The 13,354-nt window shown below is 66.1% G+C and carries 19 protein-coding genes; 10 read left to right on the top strand and 9 right to left on the bottom strand.

All coding sequences use genetic code 11. The features are described from left to right. Positions 1–12 precede the first annotated feature (12 nt). Together NDN01_RS25450 and NDN01_RS25445 are read left to right on the top strand one after the other, a co-directional pair. A complete protein-coding gene (locus NDN01_RS25450; RefSeq protein WP_443025174.1) occupies positions 13–381 on the top strand; it encodes a type II toxin-antitoxin system VapC family toxin in 369 nt (122 codons plus the stop codon). Positions 382–485: 104 nt separating this feature from the next. Beyond that, positions 486–956, top strand: coding sequence for an FKBP-type peptidyl-prolyl cis-trans isomerase (locus NDN01_RS25445; protein ID WP_272625012.1), 471 nt, complete (start codon positions 486–488; stop codon positions 954–956). Positions 957–1,073: 117 nt separating this feature from the next. Here NDN01_RS25445 and NDN01_RS25440 read toward each other — a convergent pair whose 3' ends face one another. Then, positions 1,074–1,463: a hypothetical protein gene (locus NDN01_RS25440; RefSeq protein WP_272625011.1), complete on the bottom strand. Its 390-nt coding sequence runs from the start codon at positions 1,461–1,463 to the stop codon at positions 1,074–1,076. A 76-nt stretch (positions 1,464–1,539) separates the two neighbouring features. Then, complete coding sequence (locus NDN01_RS25435) at positions 1,540–1,995, bottom strand: hypothetical protein (protein WP_272625010.1); 456 nt, start codon at positions 1,993–1,995, stop codon at positions 1,540–1,542. A 230-nt stretch (positions 1,996–2,225) separates the two neighbouring features. On the opposite strand from NDN01_RS25435, the gene NDN01_RS25430 reads away from it, so the two are divergent. The 3 genes from NDN01_RS25430 (at position 2,226) to NDN01_RS25420 (ending at position 3,201) form a co-directional block, all read left to right on the top strand. Then, positions 2,226–2,510 (top strand): hypothetical protein, encoded by a 285-nt coding sequence (locus NDN01_RS25430; protein WP_272625009.1) that lies wholly within the window; start codon positions 2,226–2,228, stop codon positions 2,508–2,510. Positions 2,511–2,595: 85 nt separating this feature from the next. Next, entirely contained in the window at positions 2,596–2,814 is a 219-nt protein-coding gene (locus NDN01_RS25425) for a hypothetical protein (protein ID WP_272625008.1), read from the top strand. A 96-nt stretch (positions 2,815–2,910) separates the two neighbouring features. Further along, positions 2,911–3,201 carry a hypothetical protein gene (locus NDN01_RS25420; RefSeq protein WP_272625007.1) on the top strand — a complete coding sequence of 97 codons (291 nt, stop codon included), beginning with the start codon at positions 2,911–2,913 and terminating at the stop codon, positions 3,199–3,201. An 88-nt stretch (positions 3,202–3,289) separates the two neighbouring features. Here NDN01_RS25420 and NDN01_RS25415 read toward each other — a convergent pair whose 3' ends face one another. Together NDN01_RS25415 and NDN01_RS25410 are read right to left on the bottom strand one after the other, a co-directional pair. Continuing rightward, positions 3,290–3,724 (bottom strand): nuclear transport factor 2 family protein, encoded by a 435-nt coding sequence (locus NDN01_RS25415; protein ID WP_272625006.1) that lies wholly within the window; start codon positions 3,722–3,724, stop codon positions 3,290–3,292. Between the two features lie 2 nt (positions 3,725–3,726). Next, a complete protein-coding gene (locus NDN01_RS25410; RefSeq protein WP_272625005.1) occupies positions 3,727–4,740 on the bottom strand; it encodes a M28 family peptidase in 1,014 nt (337 codons plus the stop codon). A 126-nt stretch (positions 4,741–4,866) separates the two neighbouring features. On the opposite strand from NDN01_RS25410, the gene NDN01_RS25405 reads away from it, so the two are divergent. Continuing rightward, a complete protein-coding gene (locus NDN01_RS25405; protein WP_272625004.1) occupies positions 4,867–5,406 on the top strand; it encodes a GNAT family N-acetyltransferase in 540 nt (179 codons plus the stop codon). Here NDN01_RS25405 and NDN01_RS25400 read toward each other — a convergent pair. Then, the gene (locus NDN01_RS25400) at positions 5,384–7,063 is read right to left on the bottom strand and encodes an SDR family oxidoreductase (RefSeq protein ID WP_272625003.1); all 1,680 of its coding nucleotides are present in this window, start codon (positions 7,061–7,063) and stop codon (positions 5,384–5,386) included. The two genes, NDN01_RS25405 and NDN01_RS25400, sit on opposite strands and share 23 nt — an antisense overlap. Before the next feature lie 29 nt (positions 7,064–7,092). Here NDN01_RS25400 and NDN01_RS25395 point away from each other — a divergent pair, with 29 nt between their 5' ends. Next, positions 7,093–7,581, top strand: a complete 489-nt coding sequence (locus NDN01_RS25395) for a protein-tyrosine phosphatase family protein (RefSeq protein ID WP_272625002.1) — start codon at positions 7,093–7,095, stop codon at positions 7,579–7,581. Positions 7,582–7,652: 71 nt separating this feature from the next. On the opposite strand, the gene NDN01_RS25390 is transcribed toward NDN01_RS25395, so the two are convergent. Both NDN01_RS25390 and NDN01_RS25385 read right to left on the bottom strand, forming a co-directional pair. Next, the gene (locus NDN01_RS25390) at positions 7,653–8,051 is read right to left on the bottom strand and encodes a thiol-disulfide oxidoreductase DCC family protein (RefSeq protein WP_272625001.1); all 399 of its coding nucleotides are present in this window, start codon (positions 8,049–8,051) and stop codon (positions 7,653–7,655) included. A 4-nt stretch (positions 8,052–8,055) separates the two neighbouring features. Then, entirely contained in the window at positions 8,056–8,970 is a 915-nt protein-coding gene (locus NDN01_RS25385; RefSeq protein WP_272625000.1) for a LysR family transcriptional regulator, read from the bottom strand. Positions 8,971–9,090: 120 nt separating this feature from the next. Here NDN01_RS25385 and NDN01_RS25380 point away from each other — a divergent pair, with 120 nt between their 5' ends. From NDN01_RS25380 to NDN01_RS25370, 3 genes are all read left to right on the top strand, one after another. Further along, positions 9,091–9,699, top strand: a complete 609-nt coding sequence (locus NDN01_RS25380) for an FMN-dependent NADH-azoreductase (RefSeq protein WP_272624999.1) — start codon at positions 9,091–9,093, stop codon at positions 9,697–9,699. Positions 9,700–9,778: 79 nt separating this feature from the next. Beyond that, entirely contained in the window at positions 9,779–10,294 is a 516-nt protein-coding gene (locus NDN01_RS25375) for a hypothetical protein (RefSeq protein WP_272624998.1), read from the top strand. A gap of 424 nt (positions 10,295–10,718) precedes the next feature. After that, on the top strand, positions 10,719–10,979 hold the full coding sequence (locus NDN01_RS25370; RefSeq protein ID WP_272624997.1) for a hypothetical protein: 261 nt from the start codon (positions 10,719–10,721) through the stop codon (positions 10,977–10,979). Positions 10,980–11,087: 108 nt separating this feature from the next. On the opposite strand, the gene NDN01_RS25365 is transcribed toward NDN01_RS25370, so the two are convergent. Both NDN01_RS25365 and NDN01_RS25360 read right to left on the bottom strand, forming a co-directional pair. Continuing rightward, positions 11,088–12,671, bottom strand: coding sequence for a Na+/H+ antiporter (locus tag NDN01_RS25365; RefSeq protein ID WP_272624996.1), 1,584 nt, complete (start codon positions 12,669–12,671; stop codon positions 11,088–11,090). Between the two features lie 240 nt (positions 12,672–12,911). Next, complete coding sequence (locus tag NDN01_RS25360; RefSeq protein ID WP_272624995.1) at positions 12,912–13,352, bottom strand: VapA/VapB family virulence-associated protein; 441 nt, start codon at positions 13,350–13,352, stop codon at positions 12,912–12,914. Positions 13,353–13,354: the final 2 nt, after the last annotated feature.

Here is a 13,354-nt window from a genome sequence, read left to right as displayed (position 1 = left end):
ACGTCGGCCCTGATGGCAATTCTGCTTGACGAGCCCCAGGCAAATGCCTGCATCGCGGTGCTCGAAGATGAAGGCGACCTTGTCATCTCCGCCGGAACCGTGGCGGAAGCGCTGATCGTCGCGGCACGGCGCAACGTCGGCGAAGAGCTGACCGGGCTTATCGAAGGCCTCGGCTTCGATATCGTGCCGGTGACACCGGCGTCGGCGCGGCGGATCGCGGACGCTTATGCACGATGGGGCAAGGGGGTGCACCCGGCCGGCCTCAACTTCGGCGATTGCTTCGCTTATGAAACGGCGCGCGAGCATGAGTGCCGCCTGCTTTACGTCGGCGACGACTTCGCAAGAACCGATATCGAAAGTGCGCTCCCCGACGCGACGTGACCCAATTCCCCTGCCCATGCTGTGCGCTATAGAGCGCGCACGAGACCGGGCATGAAAGGATGACGATGGGTTCGAGGATGTGGGCAACGGCAATGACGGCCGCAATGATGTTGGCATACGCCCCGGCGGCACTGGCGCAGGACAAGCCCGACGCGACCAACAGCCAGGACCCGGGCTGGCATAACCGCCAGATGCTCTATCTGCTCGGTCTCAAGGCGACCGATGGATGGCACTATACCAGCAGCGGCCTGCGCTATCGGCGGATCAAGGCCGGGCCGGCGGGCGCACCGCATCCCACGCGAACCGATGTGGTGACGATCCACTATACTGGCCGGCTGATCGACGGCACCGAGTTCGACAGTTCGGTCGGCCGCGGCGCGCCCGCGACCTTCCCCCTGCCCCGGCTGATCCGCGGCTGGCAGGAAGGCGTGCCGCTGATGGCCGTCGGCGACACCTTCGAATTCGCGATCCCGGCCGACCTCGCCTATGGCACGGAAGCGACCGGGCCGATCCCTGGCGGCGCCACCCTGTTGTTCACGATCGAGCTGTTCGGCACGGCGCCGGCCGGCGGATGATTCCGTCAGGCGAGACCAAATAGCCAGGCATTGCACGGCGCGACCCGCAGCTTTTCCGATCATGTGCGCCGTGCGACCGACCTGAGTGCGTGGCGGATCTCAACGACGCCGGGCCGTTCAGGGGGCGGTCTTGTTGCCGGTCGCGCGATCAAGTCCCTCGGGGGTCGCGATCTGCAACAGGCCGCTGTCCTGCAGGATGACGACCCAGGCACGCCCGTCCTCGCAATGCGCGGTCCAGGCGGGGTGGCCTTCCACCGGCGCGCGCGGTTCCGAGCTGGAGACCGCCTGACAATCGCTGCCCGAATCGTCGAGCGCACGGTAGAAGACGACGTCACGCTGCTTCGGCGCGAGCGCATTGATCCGCGCGAGATAATCGACGTTCGGCTTGGCTGGGGCCTGGGCCGGCACCTGGGCGGTCGCATTCTGCTGCGACGCGGGCTGGCCGCAGCCTGAAAGCGCCAGGGTGAGCACCGGGACAAGACCGGAAGCGAGCATAAGGAACTTCATCGCGACGACTCCGAGGTGATCCCCTCAGTCTCGGCCAATCAGCCTTCGCCGTGAAGATGAAAACGCGCGATTCCGATCAGCCAGCTTGAAACCGCGTCCAGGCCAGCTCTACCGGAATCGCCTCGTCGCCAAGCGCCATGGTCCGCTCGTCCTTTTCCACGCTCGCCGCATCGAGCCTGAATCCCTCCGCCTCCAGCCGCGCGTCGATCCAGGCATCGCGGCGCGCGGCGAGCAACTCCCACAGGCCGGCACAGGCACCGCCATTGGCGCGGGTGCGCCAGCCATGGCCGAAAAAATGCGCCGGGCATCGCTCATAAAGACTGACGACCCCGCCGATATCGCCGCGCGCCGCATCCGCGCCGAGATCCGGGCGATCGTGCTGGAGCGCCTCCAGCCGCGCCCCCGCCTTGTCCAGATCGCGCAGGATCGCGAACAGCGTCGCGATGGCGGGATCGGCGGTCCAGGCGGCAAAACCGGCCTGGCGCACGACCGCTGGATGAAGCCAGCGGACAATCGAATCGGCGTCGGCCATGCGCTGCTCCCGGGATGTGCGAAGATTGTCGATTATCGCGCGATTTGGCGCTGCGGTGAATCAAGGTCGGTGACGTCTTTAGGGGGCCGGTTGCTTGCGCTCGATCAAACACGCCGGCGTGTTTGGACCGTGTCGGACATATGCATAAGTCGATCTCGAGGGACCTACGATTGTTGAGCGGCATTTTCGGAAAGAAGCGTCCGACGGAAACCCTGACTTTTGCGGCAGACGTGCGACCGGACTATCGCGGCCACGCGAAGGAAGCGATCGAAAGGGGCCGCTATCTGGTGTTCGCGCCAGTGGCGGACGGCCGTGCCGTCCTGCTGCTCGGCACCACCCCTCGCCTTGTCGCATCGGTGCTTCGGCAGGCTGACGCATCGGGCCGCGCGGCGATGCTCGTCGAATGGGTTTGCGAAGCAAGCGCCGATCACCGCGACCAGCTTGCGGTCGACAATTTCGATGGCTCCTGCCGCGAGGACGCCGTCGACGCGGCCGGGACACCAATATCATCTTAACGCGGCCGGCCCGCTTCGCTCTCGAAACTTAACGCCCGTTTCGCCCATGTCGGCTTCGCGCCAGCCCGGCGCGAGGACGAAAGCGATGCGGACCCGATTGACGGGGGCCTTGATGGTGATGGCGAGCGCGGCTGCCATGATCGCGCTGCGGCTGCTGGAGACGCGACCGCCGGACAATCATCCTGCAACCGCCGTCGAACTGCTGTTCGCTGCCTTCATCGTCCTTGTCGGCCTCTCCGGACTGGCGATGCTGGTCGAAGGTCCGGCGCTTTTCGGTCCAGTCGATCGGCCAAAGCGAGGGTGACCCTCGGGCAGACGACAATCCGCAGGCAGGGGCGAGGCCCGACACCTGGCAGGCTCCGCCTCCGAAAAATGCGGCCCGCTGTCGCCACGCACCTTGTTGCTGGTCAACGACAATGACTCCGGCGCCGACGGCATCGCGACCCGCTTCCGGCAAGTAGATCTCCCCAGGGACAACGTGATGGAGGAAGATGCGGGGGAGAGCGCCTGTGGCGGCTCGATCCCCCGCGCTGTCGTTTCGCCGGTGCCGGTCTTTCCGGCGGCTCTTCCGCTCCTGGGCGTTTCTTTTCTCGTGTCGGGCGATACGACGGCGACTCTTCATAGCCGGATCGCGGACAAAAAAAAGGCCGGTACGAGACCGGCCGTGAAAGTTTTAGGAGAGGATGCCTGAAAGGCACAGTCGTTGTGCACTGCAACAGATTCGCTCGCAAGTGCAAATATTGCATTGCAGCATACGTAAACTGCATGTGTTACCGCTATCAGGGCATGCGCGTGACCTGGATATGCGCTGCCTGCCAGCGGCGGCCGGTGCGGCGGAAGGTGTCGGCGAAACGGAAATGGCTGACAAAGGCATCCCCACCCGAGACGCCGCGCAGGGTGGTTTCGGCGCCCACCACGCCGGCATCGGGACCGAGCATGACGACGGTGCGATCGCGCAGGACGATCAGCTCGAAGCGATCGCCGGGCGCCGTCCAGCCCTCGATGAACGCCTTCTTGTCCAGCCGCTTGCCCGACCCGTCGATGAAGACGAGGTCGTCCGCCACCATTCGCTCGAGCGCCGCGCCATCCTTGGCGAGCTGCGCCCGGTCGAAGGCATCGGCAAACGCGACCAGTCCCGCGCTGTCCCCCGCGGGCGGCGTGGCCGCCGAAAGGGGCATCGCGGCCAACAACAGGGCCAGGACCGGGAACCGCATCGTCATCTCCCCATCTTTCTGATCGTCAGGTCGAGCGCCGTGACCACACGCGCGAGCCGGTCGTAATCGACCTTGTCCGGCGTATCGCCGACATCATGATAATAGGGGTAACGGAATGGCGCGGTGTCGGTGACCATCAGGGCGGGAAATCCTTCGGCCGAAAAGGCCCAGTGATCCGACCAGTCGACACCCTGGACGAAACCTGGCGCGGTCCCGCCTACACTCGGAAAGCGCGCGACCTCCCGGAACGACCGGACCGTTCGACGCACGAAGCCCCGCGCGTCAGTCGTGCCGACGAACGCGACGAAGTTGCCGGTCTGCGGATAGAGCATGCCGAGCGGCCAGGGATAATGCTGGCTGCCCGGCCGGTCGCTGTAATAGCCGAGCGTTTCGAGGCTGATCATGCCGAATACAGGCTCGCCGCTGCGTTTCAGTTGCGCCGCATAGACGACGCTGCCCATCAGGGGAGTCTTGAACCGGGGCGGCTCCTCGTTGACGAACAGTACCAGCCTGATGCGCAGCGCCGCCTTGCCGCGCAGATCGGCAAGACTCCGCGCCAGTTCGATCACGGCTGCGGTGCCGCTGCCATTGTCGTTCGCGCCCGGCGCGTCGAACGCGCTGTCATAATGGGCACCGACCACCAGGGTCGGCGCATCGGGCGTGGCGGGATCGATCGCCACCTCGATATTGCGCACCCGCTCCCCGCCTGCGCTGAAGTTCTGGCGGCGCACGGCATAGCCCATACCGGCCAGCGCGCCCTCGATATGCCGCGCCGCGCGTTTAAGCTCGACCGGATGTTCGACATTGTGCGGCACGCTGGCAATGGCGGTCACGTGCCCGCGCAGCCTTGCCGCGAGCTGCGCTTCGGCAGGAGTAAGCGGCGGAAGCGGGCCGGCATGGGAGGTACCCGGCACCGCCGTCAGCCAGAGAAGGGCCAGAACGGGGAGAAGGAAAATCGCGGTGACGATCGCGAGCGAGATCAGCCGGGTCCGCCAGATGCCTGTGTCGTCCATCATCGGCGCGCACCTCCCCAGGAGCGGAAGGCTAACAGCGCTTCCGGTCCGTGCCAACGGGGCGCCCGATCAGCGCCACGACATCGCCTTTTTCCGGCGCCAGACGAATCGCCAAGAAGGGAGCACTGCATGTTCGATTTCCAGCCGACCTTATCGGGCGATCTGCTCACAATGCGTCCGCAGGTGCACGAGGATTGGGACGCGCTGTTCGCGGTGGCGTCCGATCCGGCGATCTGGGCGATGCACCCGATGCGCGAACGCTATCGCGAGCCGGTGTTCAGGAAGTTCTTCGAGGAGGCGCTGGCCGATCGCGGCGGGCTGGTCGCGCGCGACCGCGCCGATAATCGTGTCTTCGGCTTCTCGCGCTATTCGGAACTCTTTGCGAACCCGGGCGAAGTCGAGATCGGCTGGACCTTCGTCGCCTGCGACCGCTGGGGCGGCGGCTGGAACCGCGAGATGAAGCGCCTGATGCTGACTCATGCGTTCGGCTCCTACGACACCGTCATCTTTCGCATCGGCGACCAGAATTTCCGGTCGCGCAAGGCGGTCGAGAAGATCGGCGGCGTACTGACCGACCGGGTGCAGGAATACCGGATCGGCGATGCGGTGATGCGCCATGTGACCTATGCGATTGCCAGGCGGGATTTTACGGACGGGCCGCTCGCCTGAATCCGTCCCCCTCCCTGACAGGGAGGGGAGACGGCGAAGGCACCAGCCACCCGTCATAATGCACCACCAGCCCGATCAGCGGCAGCGCGATGGGCACGTCGAAGCGGAAGCGGCCGCCCTCCTGCCACTCCCGCGCGTCACTTCGGGGCGCAAGCGCGCGCGGCAGGGGAATGCCGAGGCACGTCCAGCGCCGAATCACCATCCGCAAGCCCTGCCCGTCGGACGGCAGATCGAAATGAAAACGCAGCGGCCCGAACCGCTCGACCAGCCGTCCGCCCTGCTGGCTCAGCCGGCTGGTGAAAGCATGACGGCCAAAGGAACGCGTCCAGGTTTCCACTCCATCGCGCTCGGCAAACCCGACATGCAGCCTGTGCGTGCCCGCCGGCGGAAAACCCATGATCCGCGCGACGATCCGCGCGAGCAGACCAGTACCGCGCTCCACCCGCGCCTCGCCCGAGGCGCCGCCATCGCGGCAGACCCGGTGAATCGCGCGGACAGCACCCGGCAGCGCGTCGAACGCCGGCCCCATCACGCGCCGGTAGAGCGGGTCCGGCAGACGCACCTCGACCGTCTCGTGCCGCATCGCGAGCGTGGCGAACAACGGCTCGAACTGGACAAGTTCAAGCAGCCGCCCGGCGTCCCGCGCGCCCGCCGGCAACCGGCCCGCCAGCATCGCCTCCGCCAGCAGCACTGCCGCCAGCGTCGGCGTCTCCGGCCCGTCTCCACGTTCGGCGATCAACGTCCAGCGACGCTCGATGAAGCCCTCCGCGCCCTCGCCCGCCAGCCGCACCGACATGGCCGAACGATCGCTGGTCAGCGCACGGGTCAGGCGTTGCAGCGGCAGCAGGACCCGTGCGAGCCGAGCGGCTGACAGGCCCAACCAGCGGATCGGCCAGCTCAGCAGCCACAGGCCGATCGTCTGCAGCGCAATCTCGGTGCCCGCGCGGAACATCACCGCCGGTCGGCCCGGCAGCATATCGGGCATCAGGTCGAGATCGGGCACCTCGGCCAGCGCAACCCAGCGGCCGCGCACCTCCGGCACGCCAGCCATCGCGAAGGTCTCCCGTCGCAGTTGTTGCCAACCCCATCCGCGCGTCCAGCGGCGATGGCGCCAGAGCCGCACCGGCCTGCCGACATAGAAAAGGATCGCGGCGGCGACCGACGGACCGGCGGTCGCGCGGTTGGACGCGCTGATCGCCACCTCGACCTGGGTTACCCGCGTCATCCCGTCCGCGAGGTACCGCGCGACCGCGCCTGACAGCGCCGGCACGCTCGACGCGCCCGAAACGATCGCCACGCCCGCCTCGATCGCCATGGCGTCGAGCGCACCGATCCCGGTCACGAAATCGCGGGCATCGGCCAGGTCGAGATACGGCACCCCCGCCCGCGCACAGGCGAGCGGCACATGATAGCCGCTGTTCTGGAACGGCCCGGCCGCGTCGATCAGCAGGTCGGGGCGATGCCCGGCGAGCACCCGGTCGAGATCGCCGTCGCGGTCGGCGACCACCGGCTCCGTGCCGCCAAGCCCGGCACAAAAGGCACGCGCCTTCTCCGCATTGCGACCGGCGACGAGGATATGATAGCCACGCCCGGCGAGCCGGCGCGTCAGCCGCGCGCCGAAACCCCCATAGCCCCCCAGGATCAGGATCCGGCTCATCCCGGCATTCCTTTTGTCAGGAGACATGCATGGCATCCGACATCTACTGGATCGAACACCCCTTTTTGCAACCGATCGCCATCGCCGCGCGTCCCCGCGCCGGGGACTGGATCGAGGACGAGATCGATCACTGGCACCGCGCCGGGGTTCGGCTCGTCGTCAGCCTGCTCGAACCCGACGAAGTGACCGAGCTCGGCCTTCAGCGGGAGCACGACCTGTGCATCGCGCGCGGCATCAACTTCAGCTCCTTTCCGATCCCGGACCGCTGCGTGCCCGACAGCGGTGAAGCGCTGGCATTCCTGCGGCAAGTCAGCGAAACGCGAAAGCCAGTCGTCCTGCATTGCCGCGCCGGCGTCGGCCGGTCGTCGCTGATGGCTGCCTCGCTGCTGGTGCTGGAGGGCATGGATGCGGACCGGGCCTTCGCCCTGATCAGGTCGGCACGCGGCATCGCGGTGCCCGACACGGAGGACCAGCGCCAATGGGTGATCGATTTGCGGAGCCGTCTGGCGCGCGAATGACAGGTACTCGCGGCACAGGGTGAAGCCTGCCGTCCGGTCGCTGCCACCTGGCGCGAGATCGGGTATCGAGCTCACAGCACCCGCCGCGCCTGCTCCGCCGTCGGCAGCCAGCATGTCGCGCGTCGCCCGAACAGCCGGTAGCGATTGCGCGCGATCAACCGGTAGACGGGATCGCGCAGGAACCGCGGGACCAGGCGCAACACCGCCGCCGCGCGCCACGGCCAGCCCAGTACCGCATAGATCGCCAGCACTGCGTCGCTGTCCCGCCTGACAGCATCGCCATCGACCAGGATGATCGTCTCCGGATTCGCCGGGTCGATGCCGAACCGCCGGTACAGGGCAGCGCCGGCCTCCCCCTGCATCGATGCCAGGCGGAAATGCTCCCGGCGATCATGCTTCAGCACGAACTGGGCATTGGCGGAGCACAGGACGCAGAGCGCGTCGAAGACGATGACCGGATGCTCCGCCATCCCCTCACCCGTGCCCGGGACAGCGGTTGACCGTGTCCTTCAGTTGCTCGATCAGCCAGCGTCCGGCTGGGCCGGGCGGCATGTCCTTGCGATGGACCGCGAGCATCGGCAGCAGATTGCCCTCGGGCCAGCCGTCTTCGAGCAGCAGTTCGACCAATCGGCCCGCGGCGAGATCGGCCTGGACCATCGGGGAAGGCATGCTGCCCCAGCCGAGCCCGGCGTGCAGAAAGGCATGCTTGGCGCCGAGATCGGCGATGCGCCAGGTCCTGGGCGAAAGCACCCCGAATTCCTTGCCGAGCGACAGATCGGACCGATCTGTAAGAACAAGCTGGACATGTTCGGCAAGATCAGCGCGCGGAATCGGCCCGGTGCGCTGCGCCAACGGATGCGCGGGTGCGGCGACCATCACCAGCGGTATCGACAGGAGCCTTTCCTGCACGAAATCGGCCGGGACGAGCGGCAGGGTGCCGACCACGGCAAAAGCCGCGCGCCCGCCGGACACCGGCTCGATCACCGCGCCCAGCGCCTCGACGCGGACACGAAGCGGCGTGTGCGGGAAGGTCGCCTGAAAATCGGTGACCGCGCGCGCGAAGACATGGATCGGGAACATCACGTCGAGCGCGACCGACAGCTCAGGCTCAAGCCCGCCGGCCAGATCGCGGGCGCGGGCCTTGAACGAATCCATCCGGCCAGCCACCGCCCGCGCTTCGGGCAGCAGCGCGCTGCCCGCCTCGGTCAGCGCCGGATAGCGCGTGCTGCGGTCGAACAGCTGGACCCCCAATTGCCGCTCAAGCGTGCCGAGCGTCTGGCTGACCACCGATTGAGCCCGGCCGAGCCGGCGACCAGCCGCGGAGAAGCTTCCCTCCTCCGCCGCCGCGAGGAACGTCCGCAACTGATCCAGCGAGACTGAGTCAAGCATCTATCGTATTCCCAGATGGAATGCATCGTAACATATAGGCTTTTGCGCTATATCGCCAGGGCATATCTGGACCTTCGCAACCAGACCTTTTTTCAGCACTCCGTTGCGAAGGATTCCATCATGAAGCTCCTCCACGTCGATTCAAGCATTCTCGGCCAGGGCTCGGTGAGCCGTCACCTCTCGGCCTCGATCGTCGCCCAGCAACAGGCGCTGCACCCCGGCATCGGGATCGTCCGCCGCGACCTCGCCACCGATCCGGTCGATCACCTTTCCGGCCTTCACCTCGCCGCGGCGCAGGGTGCCGTGCCCGAAGCCGAAGCACTGCAGCGCGATCTCGCGGCCGGCCAGGCAGCGCTCGAGGAATTCCTCGATGCGGATGTTATCGTGGTCGGCGCGCCGATGTATAATTTCGGCATCCCGAGCCAGCTCAAGGCATGGATCGACCGTCTCGCGGTCGCAGGCCGTACCTTCCGCTATGGCGCGAACGGCGCCGAGGGCCTTGCCGGTGGCAAGACCGTGATCGTCGCGTCGTCGCGCGGCGGCTTCTACGGCGCCGATACCCAGGCGGCGTTCCTCGACCATCAGGAAACCTATCTGCGCGGCGTGTTCGGCTTTTTCGGCATCACCGACATCAGCTTCATCCGCGCGGAGGGTGTCGCCATGGGCGAGCCGCAGCGCCAACAGGCGATCGACAGCGCCGAGGCGGAAATCCTCAAGCTGGCCGCCTAGAATATCGCGGCACGGCTGTGCTAGCGCCCCGGGGCAAGGCTTCTTCGTCAGGAAGGTGCCGACCCTCGGGGAAATTTGAATGCGTTTCCGGTTGGCCATGATTGTTGCGGCACCTTTGTTCATGGCCGGTTGCAGCGCCCCGACGCCGGAACAGCCCGCCACGCAAAACCGCGAACGCGACTCAAGACCCCATGGTGCGATGGACACGCCGGCAATACCGGCGGACCCTCTGCTGGCGCTGCCGGCCACCGCCAATGGCGGCACCGCAGCCCCGACACGCGATACCAGCAAGGTCGAAGGCACGGCGCGCTATAGCTGCGCTGGCGGGCTGGCGGTGTTGGTCGATCATGACCTGGCCTGGGACGTGATGCACCTGACGATCGGCACCGCGACGTTCGAGCTGACCAACATGCTTTCCGATACGGACAACAAATACCGGTCCGAAACCGGCCGGGCGCCAGGCCGGAGCCTGATGTGGCAGACCAAGGGGGACGAGGCGAAGCTGATCGAGGGGCCTAAGGCAGCGCTACCCGATTCAGCGGAACAAAAAATTATCGCGTGCCGCAGGGTCGCTGATCCGCGGCAGCCGGCCTGAAAACGAGAGCGCCATGCCGCTCTTCATGCGCCGGGCATCCACCCCGATTTTAATCCGTTCTGACGCCAAATTGGCGGTTTTCCGCTAAAGCGAACGGGAAATTAACCAAAAATTAATTAATTTTAGTTAATCAATTCGAGTGTGGGTACCCCCTTTCGCGCCCATGCGGAGCCCCGGCCTCCCCCCTTTTTGGCCGGGGCTCTTTCCCGCCCTGACGCGACTCGCTGCGCAAGGCGGCATCGCTCCCCTCGCGCAGCCCCGCGATTTGTGGAAAGAAGGCGACGAATGACGAGAATCGCTTTCGGGGGAAGGCACGGTCTTCGCCAGGAGCGTCAGCGGATCGCGCGGGAGAACCAATGACCTATTCTGCTTCGGGCCGGGGCCTTTGCCCCGCGCCGGCATTCACCATGACAAGCGGCCCACGATGATTCCGGTCGTCATCGGGTTCGGGGCTATCGCCGTCATCGCCGGCAGCGCGACCATATTGCTGCCGCTGATCAAGGCCGCCGTCACCCACTCGCAGAAACGGCGCCGGTCCAAGAACCGGAGGAAGCGCTCCCATGGCCCGCGCCAGCGCATCGACCTCATCGCGACGAAGGAGGAGATCGTCAAAGGGACCGAGCCACCGCCTCCGGCGGACAACGGCCGGCGATCCGGCGACAGTGCGACAAGGCGCCCGGGATAAGGAGAGTTGCGTGGATCGAGGCGCCGCGAATGAAGTTGGCGGGAGGCTTTCAATCTCGCAATCGGTGCCGGCCCGCTCCCGCACCTTTTCAGCGTTGCTGAACAGGCTCTAATCGCCGCGCTGAAGGATGATGCCGAGTTCCTCGACGTCCAGATCGCGCTCCAGTTCGTGAAGCACTTCATCCTCGATCAGTCCCGCGCGGTGGATACGGATCAGTTCAGCACGCCCGGCGGCAAGGGCAATCAGCACGACCTCGAAATGAGTCCGGGCACCCTCCATGAACCTGTCGGCGTCGGCCGCGTAACGCTCGATGATTTCCAGGCGCTTTTGCGACTGCGCCAGCAGTTGCGGATGGACCAGCGTTCCGTCCGGCGCATGGGCATGCGCCTCGACCATTTCATTCCTGGCACGGGCGATGGCCGCTTCCGATTCAGCCATGCTCATTTTTGCCGGGGGGTCCCGGTCGACCGGGCGGACCTGCCTGATCAGCCAGCCCAGACTCGTCCCCTGGATGACCACGGTGGCGAAGATCACCGCGAAGGCGATGACGAGCATCAGGTCCCTGCCCGGCATCGATTCAGGCAGGGTCAACGCGACCGCCAGTGTCACGACCCCTCGCATGCCTGCCCAGCTCAGCACCGTCGCCTGGCGCACGCCCAGGGGCCGCGCGCGCCTCAACCCAATGCCCCGAAGCGCGGCGAGCAGGACGTCGCTGCCGAAGATCCAGGCGAAGCGCGTCACCGTGACCGCCAGCACCACGCCCAGCACGGGAACCGCCATGGTCGTCGAGACGGCCTCGATTCCGCCGACGCGATCAAGCACGCCGCGAAGCGAGAAGCCGATCAGGATGAAAACCAGCGCCTCCAGCACGAAGACCAGAGTCTGCCAGAAGGCGCCGCCGCGAAGCCTGACCTGTGCCGGGAGGATGATATGCTGGTACCAGCCAAGCACCAGCCCGGCGGCCACCGTCGCGATCACGCCCGACACATGAGCCGCCTCGCCGGCACTATAAGCGATCCAGCACATGAGCGTATTGGCCATGATGATCAGCGTCTGGTCGCGCAGGCGGCGGACGACGAACATCCATACCGCCGATACAGCGAGACCGACGACGACCCCGCCGAGCGCGAGGAAGAAGAAGCTCGAAACCGCCGCTCCCGTATCGAACAGGCCGCTCAACGTCGCCGCGACGGCGAAGCGGAAGAGAACCAGGCCGGTCGCATCGTTGAGCAGGCTTTCCCCCTCGAGCAGCGCCGAAAGCCGCCGGGGAAGCGTCACGCCCTGGAGCACGGCGCGGGCCGATATGGCATCCGGCGGCGACACGATCGCGCCGAGCGCGAAACAGGCGGCCCAGGGGAGTCCGGGGACGAGCCAATGCACGACGAAGCCGACCGCCAGCGTTGTGAACACGACAGCGCCGACGGCGAGCGACAGGATGCCCGGGAGGTGTCGCCGAAAGCGGCCGAAAGCGGTGTAATAGGCCCCGTCCATCAGCAGCGGCGGGAGGAAGAGCACCAGCGCCAGTTCGGGGTCGAGCGCCACCGGGGGCAGCCCGGGAACAAAGGCAAGCGCGCCGCCGCCGACGAGCAACGCCGTGGCCGGCGGCAGGCCTATGCGCCGCGCCACCCAATGCAACGCCACGACGACGGCAAGAAGGGCGAGGACGAGTTCGAATGTCTCGACAGGATGCATCGGCCCTCCCACACATCATCGGACCGATGCGCCGGCATGGCATTGCCTGGTCCGGCGCCCACTGTGCCACCGCTGGAGACCGGGAGCAAAACCCCGGTCGATGATCCTCCTGCCTGAGGCCCGACGGCTATTCCGGTACGCTGCGGAACACGATCTGGCCGGGCGGCAGGACCACCCGGCCAGGCTGGCCACGCTCGAGCGAACGTGACCACTTCGCAGGCATGGGGTAAGAAAGCAGATCTACCTCCAGGAACCGGTACCGCCGCCCGTACAGGTCAGGTTCGTCAACCCGCCAGCGTGCGCATGGCCCAGGAAGTTGCTGCTCCCATCAAAGAAATTGACGTTCACATAGCCCGCGGGGAAAATGCTGACCGCATTTATATTGAAGCCGCGAGAGTCTTTTGTCAGCCGCCCCACATCTTTCGTGTAGCAATGGCCCCAATATTTTCCGACCGCGACAAGGGTGGTTGCCCCGGCATTCCCTTCGAAGAACCAGCTCCTGCCATTGACATCCATATTTATCGTCACCTTCAGATAGCCTCCGATACCCGCAACGGTGACTTCAATATTGTACCTTTCTTCCTGTCCTCCAAGAAATTCCACTGCGAATTCAGCCTCTTTCTCCGAAATATCGCTGCCGCTCGCCGCAACGAAATCCCGCGGGCTCTGATGCTTCGTCATTT

Origin of the sequence: Sphingomonas sp. QA11 (assembly GCF_028473665.1) — a bacterium.
In the GTDB taxonomy this organism is placed as follows: Bacteria; Pseudomonadota; Alphaproteobacteria; order Sphingomonadales; family Sphingomonadaceae; genus Sphingomonas; species Sphingomonas phytovorans.
The sequence above is the reverse complement of the archived record's forward strand: the minus strand, read 5'-3'. Positions and strand labels throughout refer to the sequence as shown.

What these genes read in the sequence shown, in the direction of transcription:
- NDN01_RS25360 (WP_272624995.1), bottom strand. Translation starts at nt 13,352, where the DNA reads ATGACGAAGCATCAGAGCCCGCGGGATTTCGTTGCGGCGAGCGGCAGC.
- NDN01_RS25390 (WP_272625001.1), bottom strand. Translation starts at nt 8,051, where the DNA reads ATGGCGGAGCATCCGGTCATCGTCTTCGACGCGCTCTGCGTCCTGTGC.
- NDN01_RS25385 (WP_272625000.1), bottom strand. Translation starts at nt 8,970, where the DNA reads ATGCTTGACTCAGTCTCGCTGGATCAGTTGCGGACGTTCCTCGCGGCG.
- NDN01_RS25450 (WP_443025174.1), top strand. Translation starts at nt 13, where the DNA reads ATGGCAATTCTGCTTGACGAGCCCCAGGCAAATGCCTGCATCGCGGTG.
- NDN01_RS25435 (WP_272625010.1), bottom strand. Translation starts at nt 1,995, where the DNA reads ATGGCCGACGCCGATTCGATTGTCCGCTGGCTTCATCCAGCGGTCGTG.
- NDN01_RS25395 (WP_272625002.1), top strand. Translation starts at nt 7,093, where the DNA reads ATGGCATCCGACATCTACTGGATCGAACACCCCTTTTTGCAACCGATC.
- NDN01_RS25370 (WP_272624997.1), top strand. Translation starts at nt 10,719, where the DNA reads ATGATTCCGGTCGTCATCGGGTTCGGGGCTATCGCCGTCATCGCCGGC.
- NDN01_RS25440 (WP_272625011.1), bottom strand. Translation starts at nt 1,463, where the DNA reads ATGAAGTTCCTTATGCTCGCTTCCGGTCTTGTCCCGGTGCTCACCCTG.
- NDN01_RS25425 (WP_272625008.1), top strand. Translation starts at nt 2,596, where the DNA reads ATGCGGACCCGATTGACGGGGGCCTTGATGGTGATGGCGAGCGCGGCT.
- NDN01_RS25410 (WP_272625005.1), bottom strand. Translation starts at nt 4,740, where the DNA reads ATGATGGACGACACAGGCATCTGGCGGACCCGGCTGATCTCGCTCGCG.
- NDN01_RS25415 (WP_272625006.1), bottom strand. Translation starts at nt 3,724, where the DNA reads ATGCGGTTCCCGGTCCTGGCCCTGTTGTTGGCCGCGATGCCCCTTTCG.
- NDN01_RS25405 (WP_272625004.1), top strand. Translation starts at nt 4,867, where the DNA reads ATGTTCGATTTCCAGCCGACCTTATCGGGCGATCTGCTCACAATGCGT.
- NDN01_RS25400 (WP_272625003.1), bottom strand. Translation starts at nt 7,063, where the DNA reads ATGAGCCGGATCCTGATCCTGGGGGGCTATGGGGGTTTCGGCGCGCGG.
- NDN01_RS25365 (WP_272624996.1), bottom strand. Translation starts at nt 12,671, where the DNA reads ATGCATCCTGTCGAGACATTCGAACTCGTCCTCGCCCTTCTTGCCGTC.
- NDN01_RS25445 (WP_272625012.1), top strand. Translation starts at nt 486, where the DNA reads ATGATGTTGGCATACGCCCCGGCGGCACTGGCGCAGGACAAGCCCGAC.
- NDN01_RS25380 (WP_272624999.1), top strand. Translation starts at nt 9,091, where the DNA reads ATGAAGCTCCTCCACGTCGATTCAAGCATTCTCGGCCAGGGCTCGGTG.
- NDN01_RS25375 (WP_272624998.1), top strand. Translation starts at nt 9,779, where the DNA reads ATGCGTTTCCGGTTGGCCATGATTGTTGCGGCACCTTTGTTCATGGCC.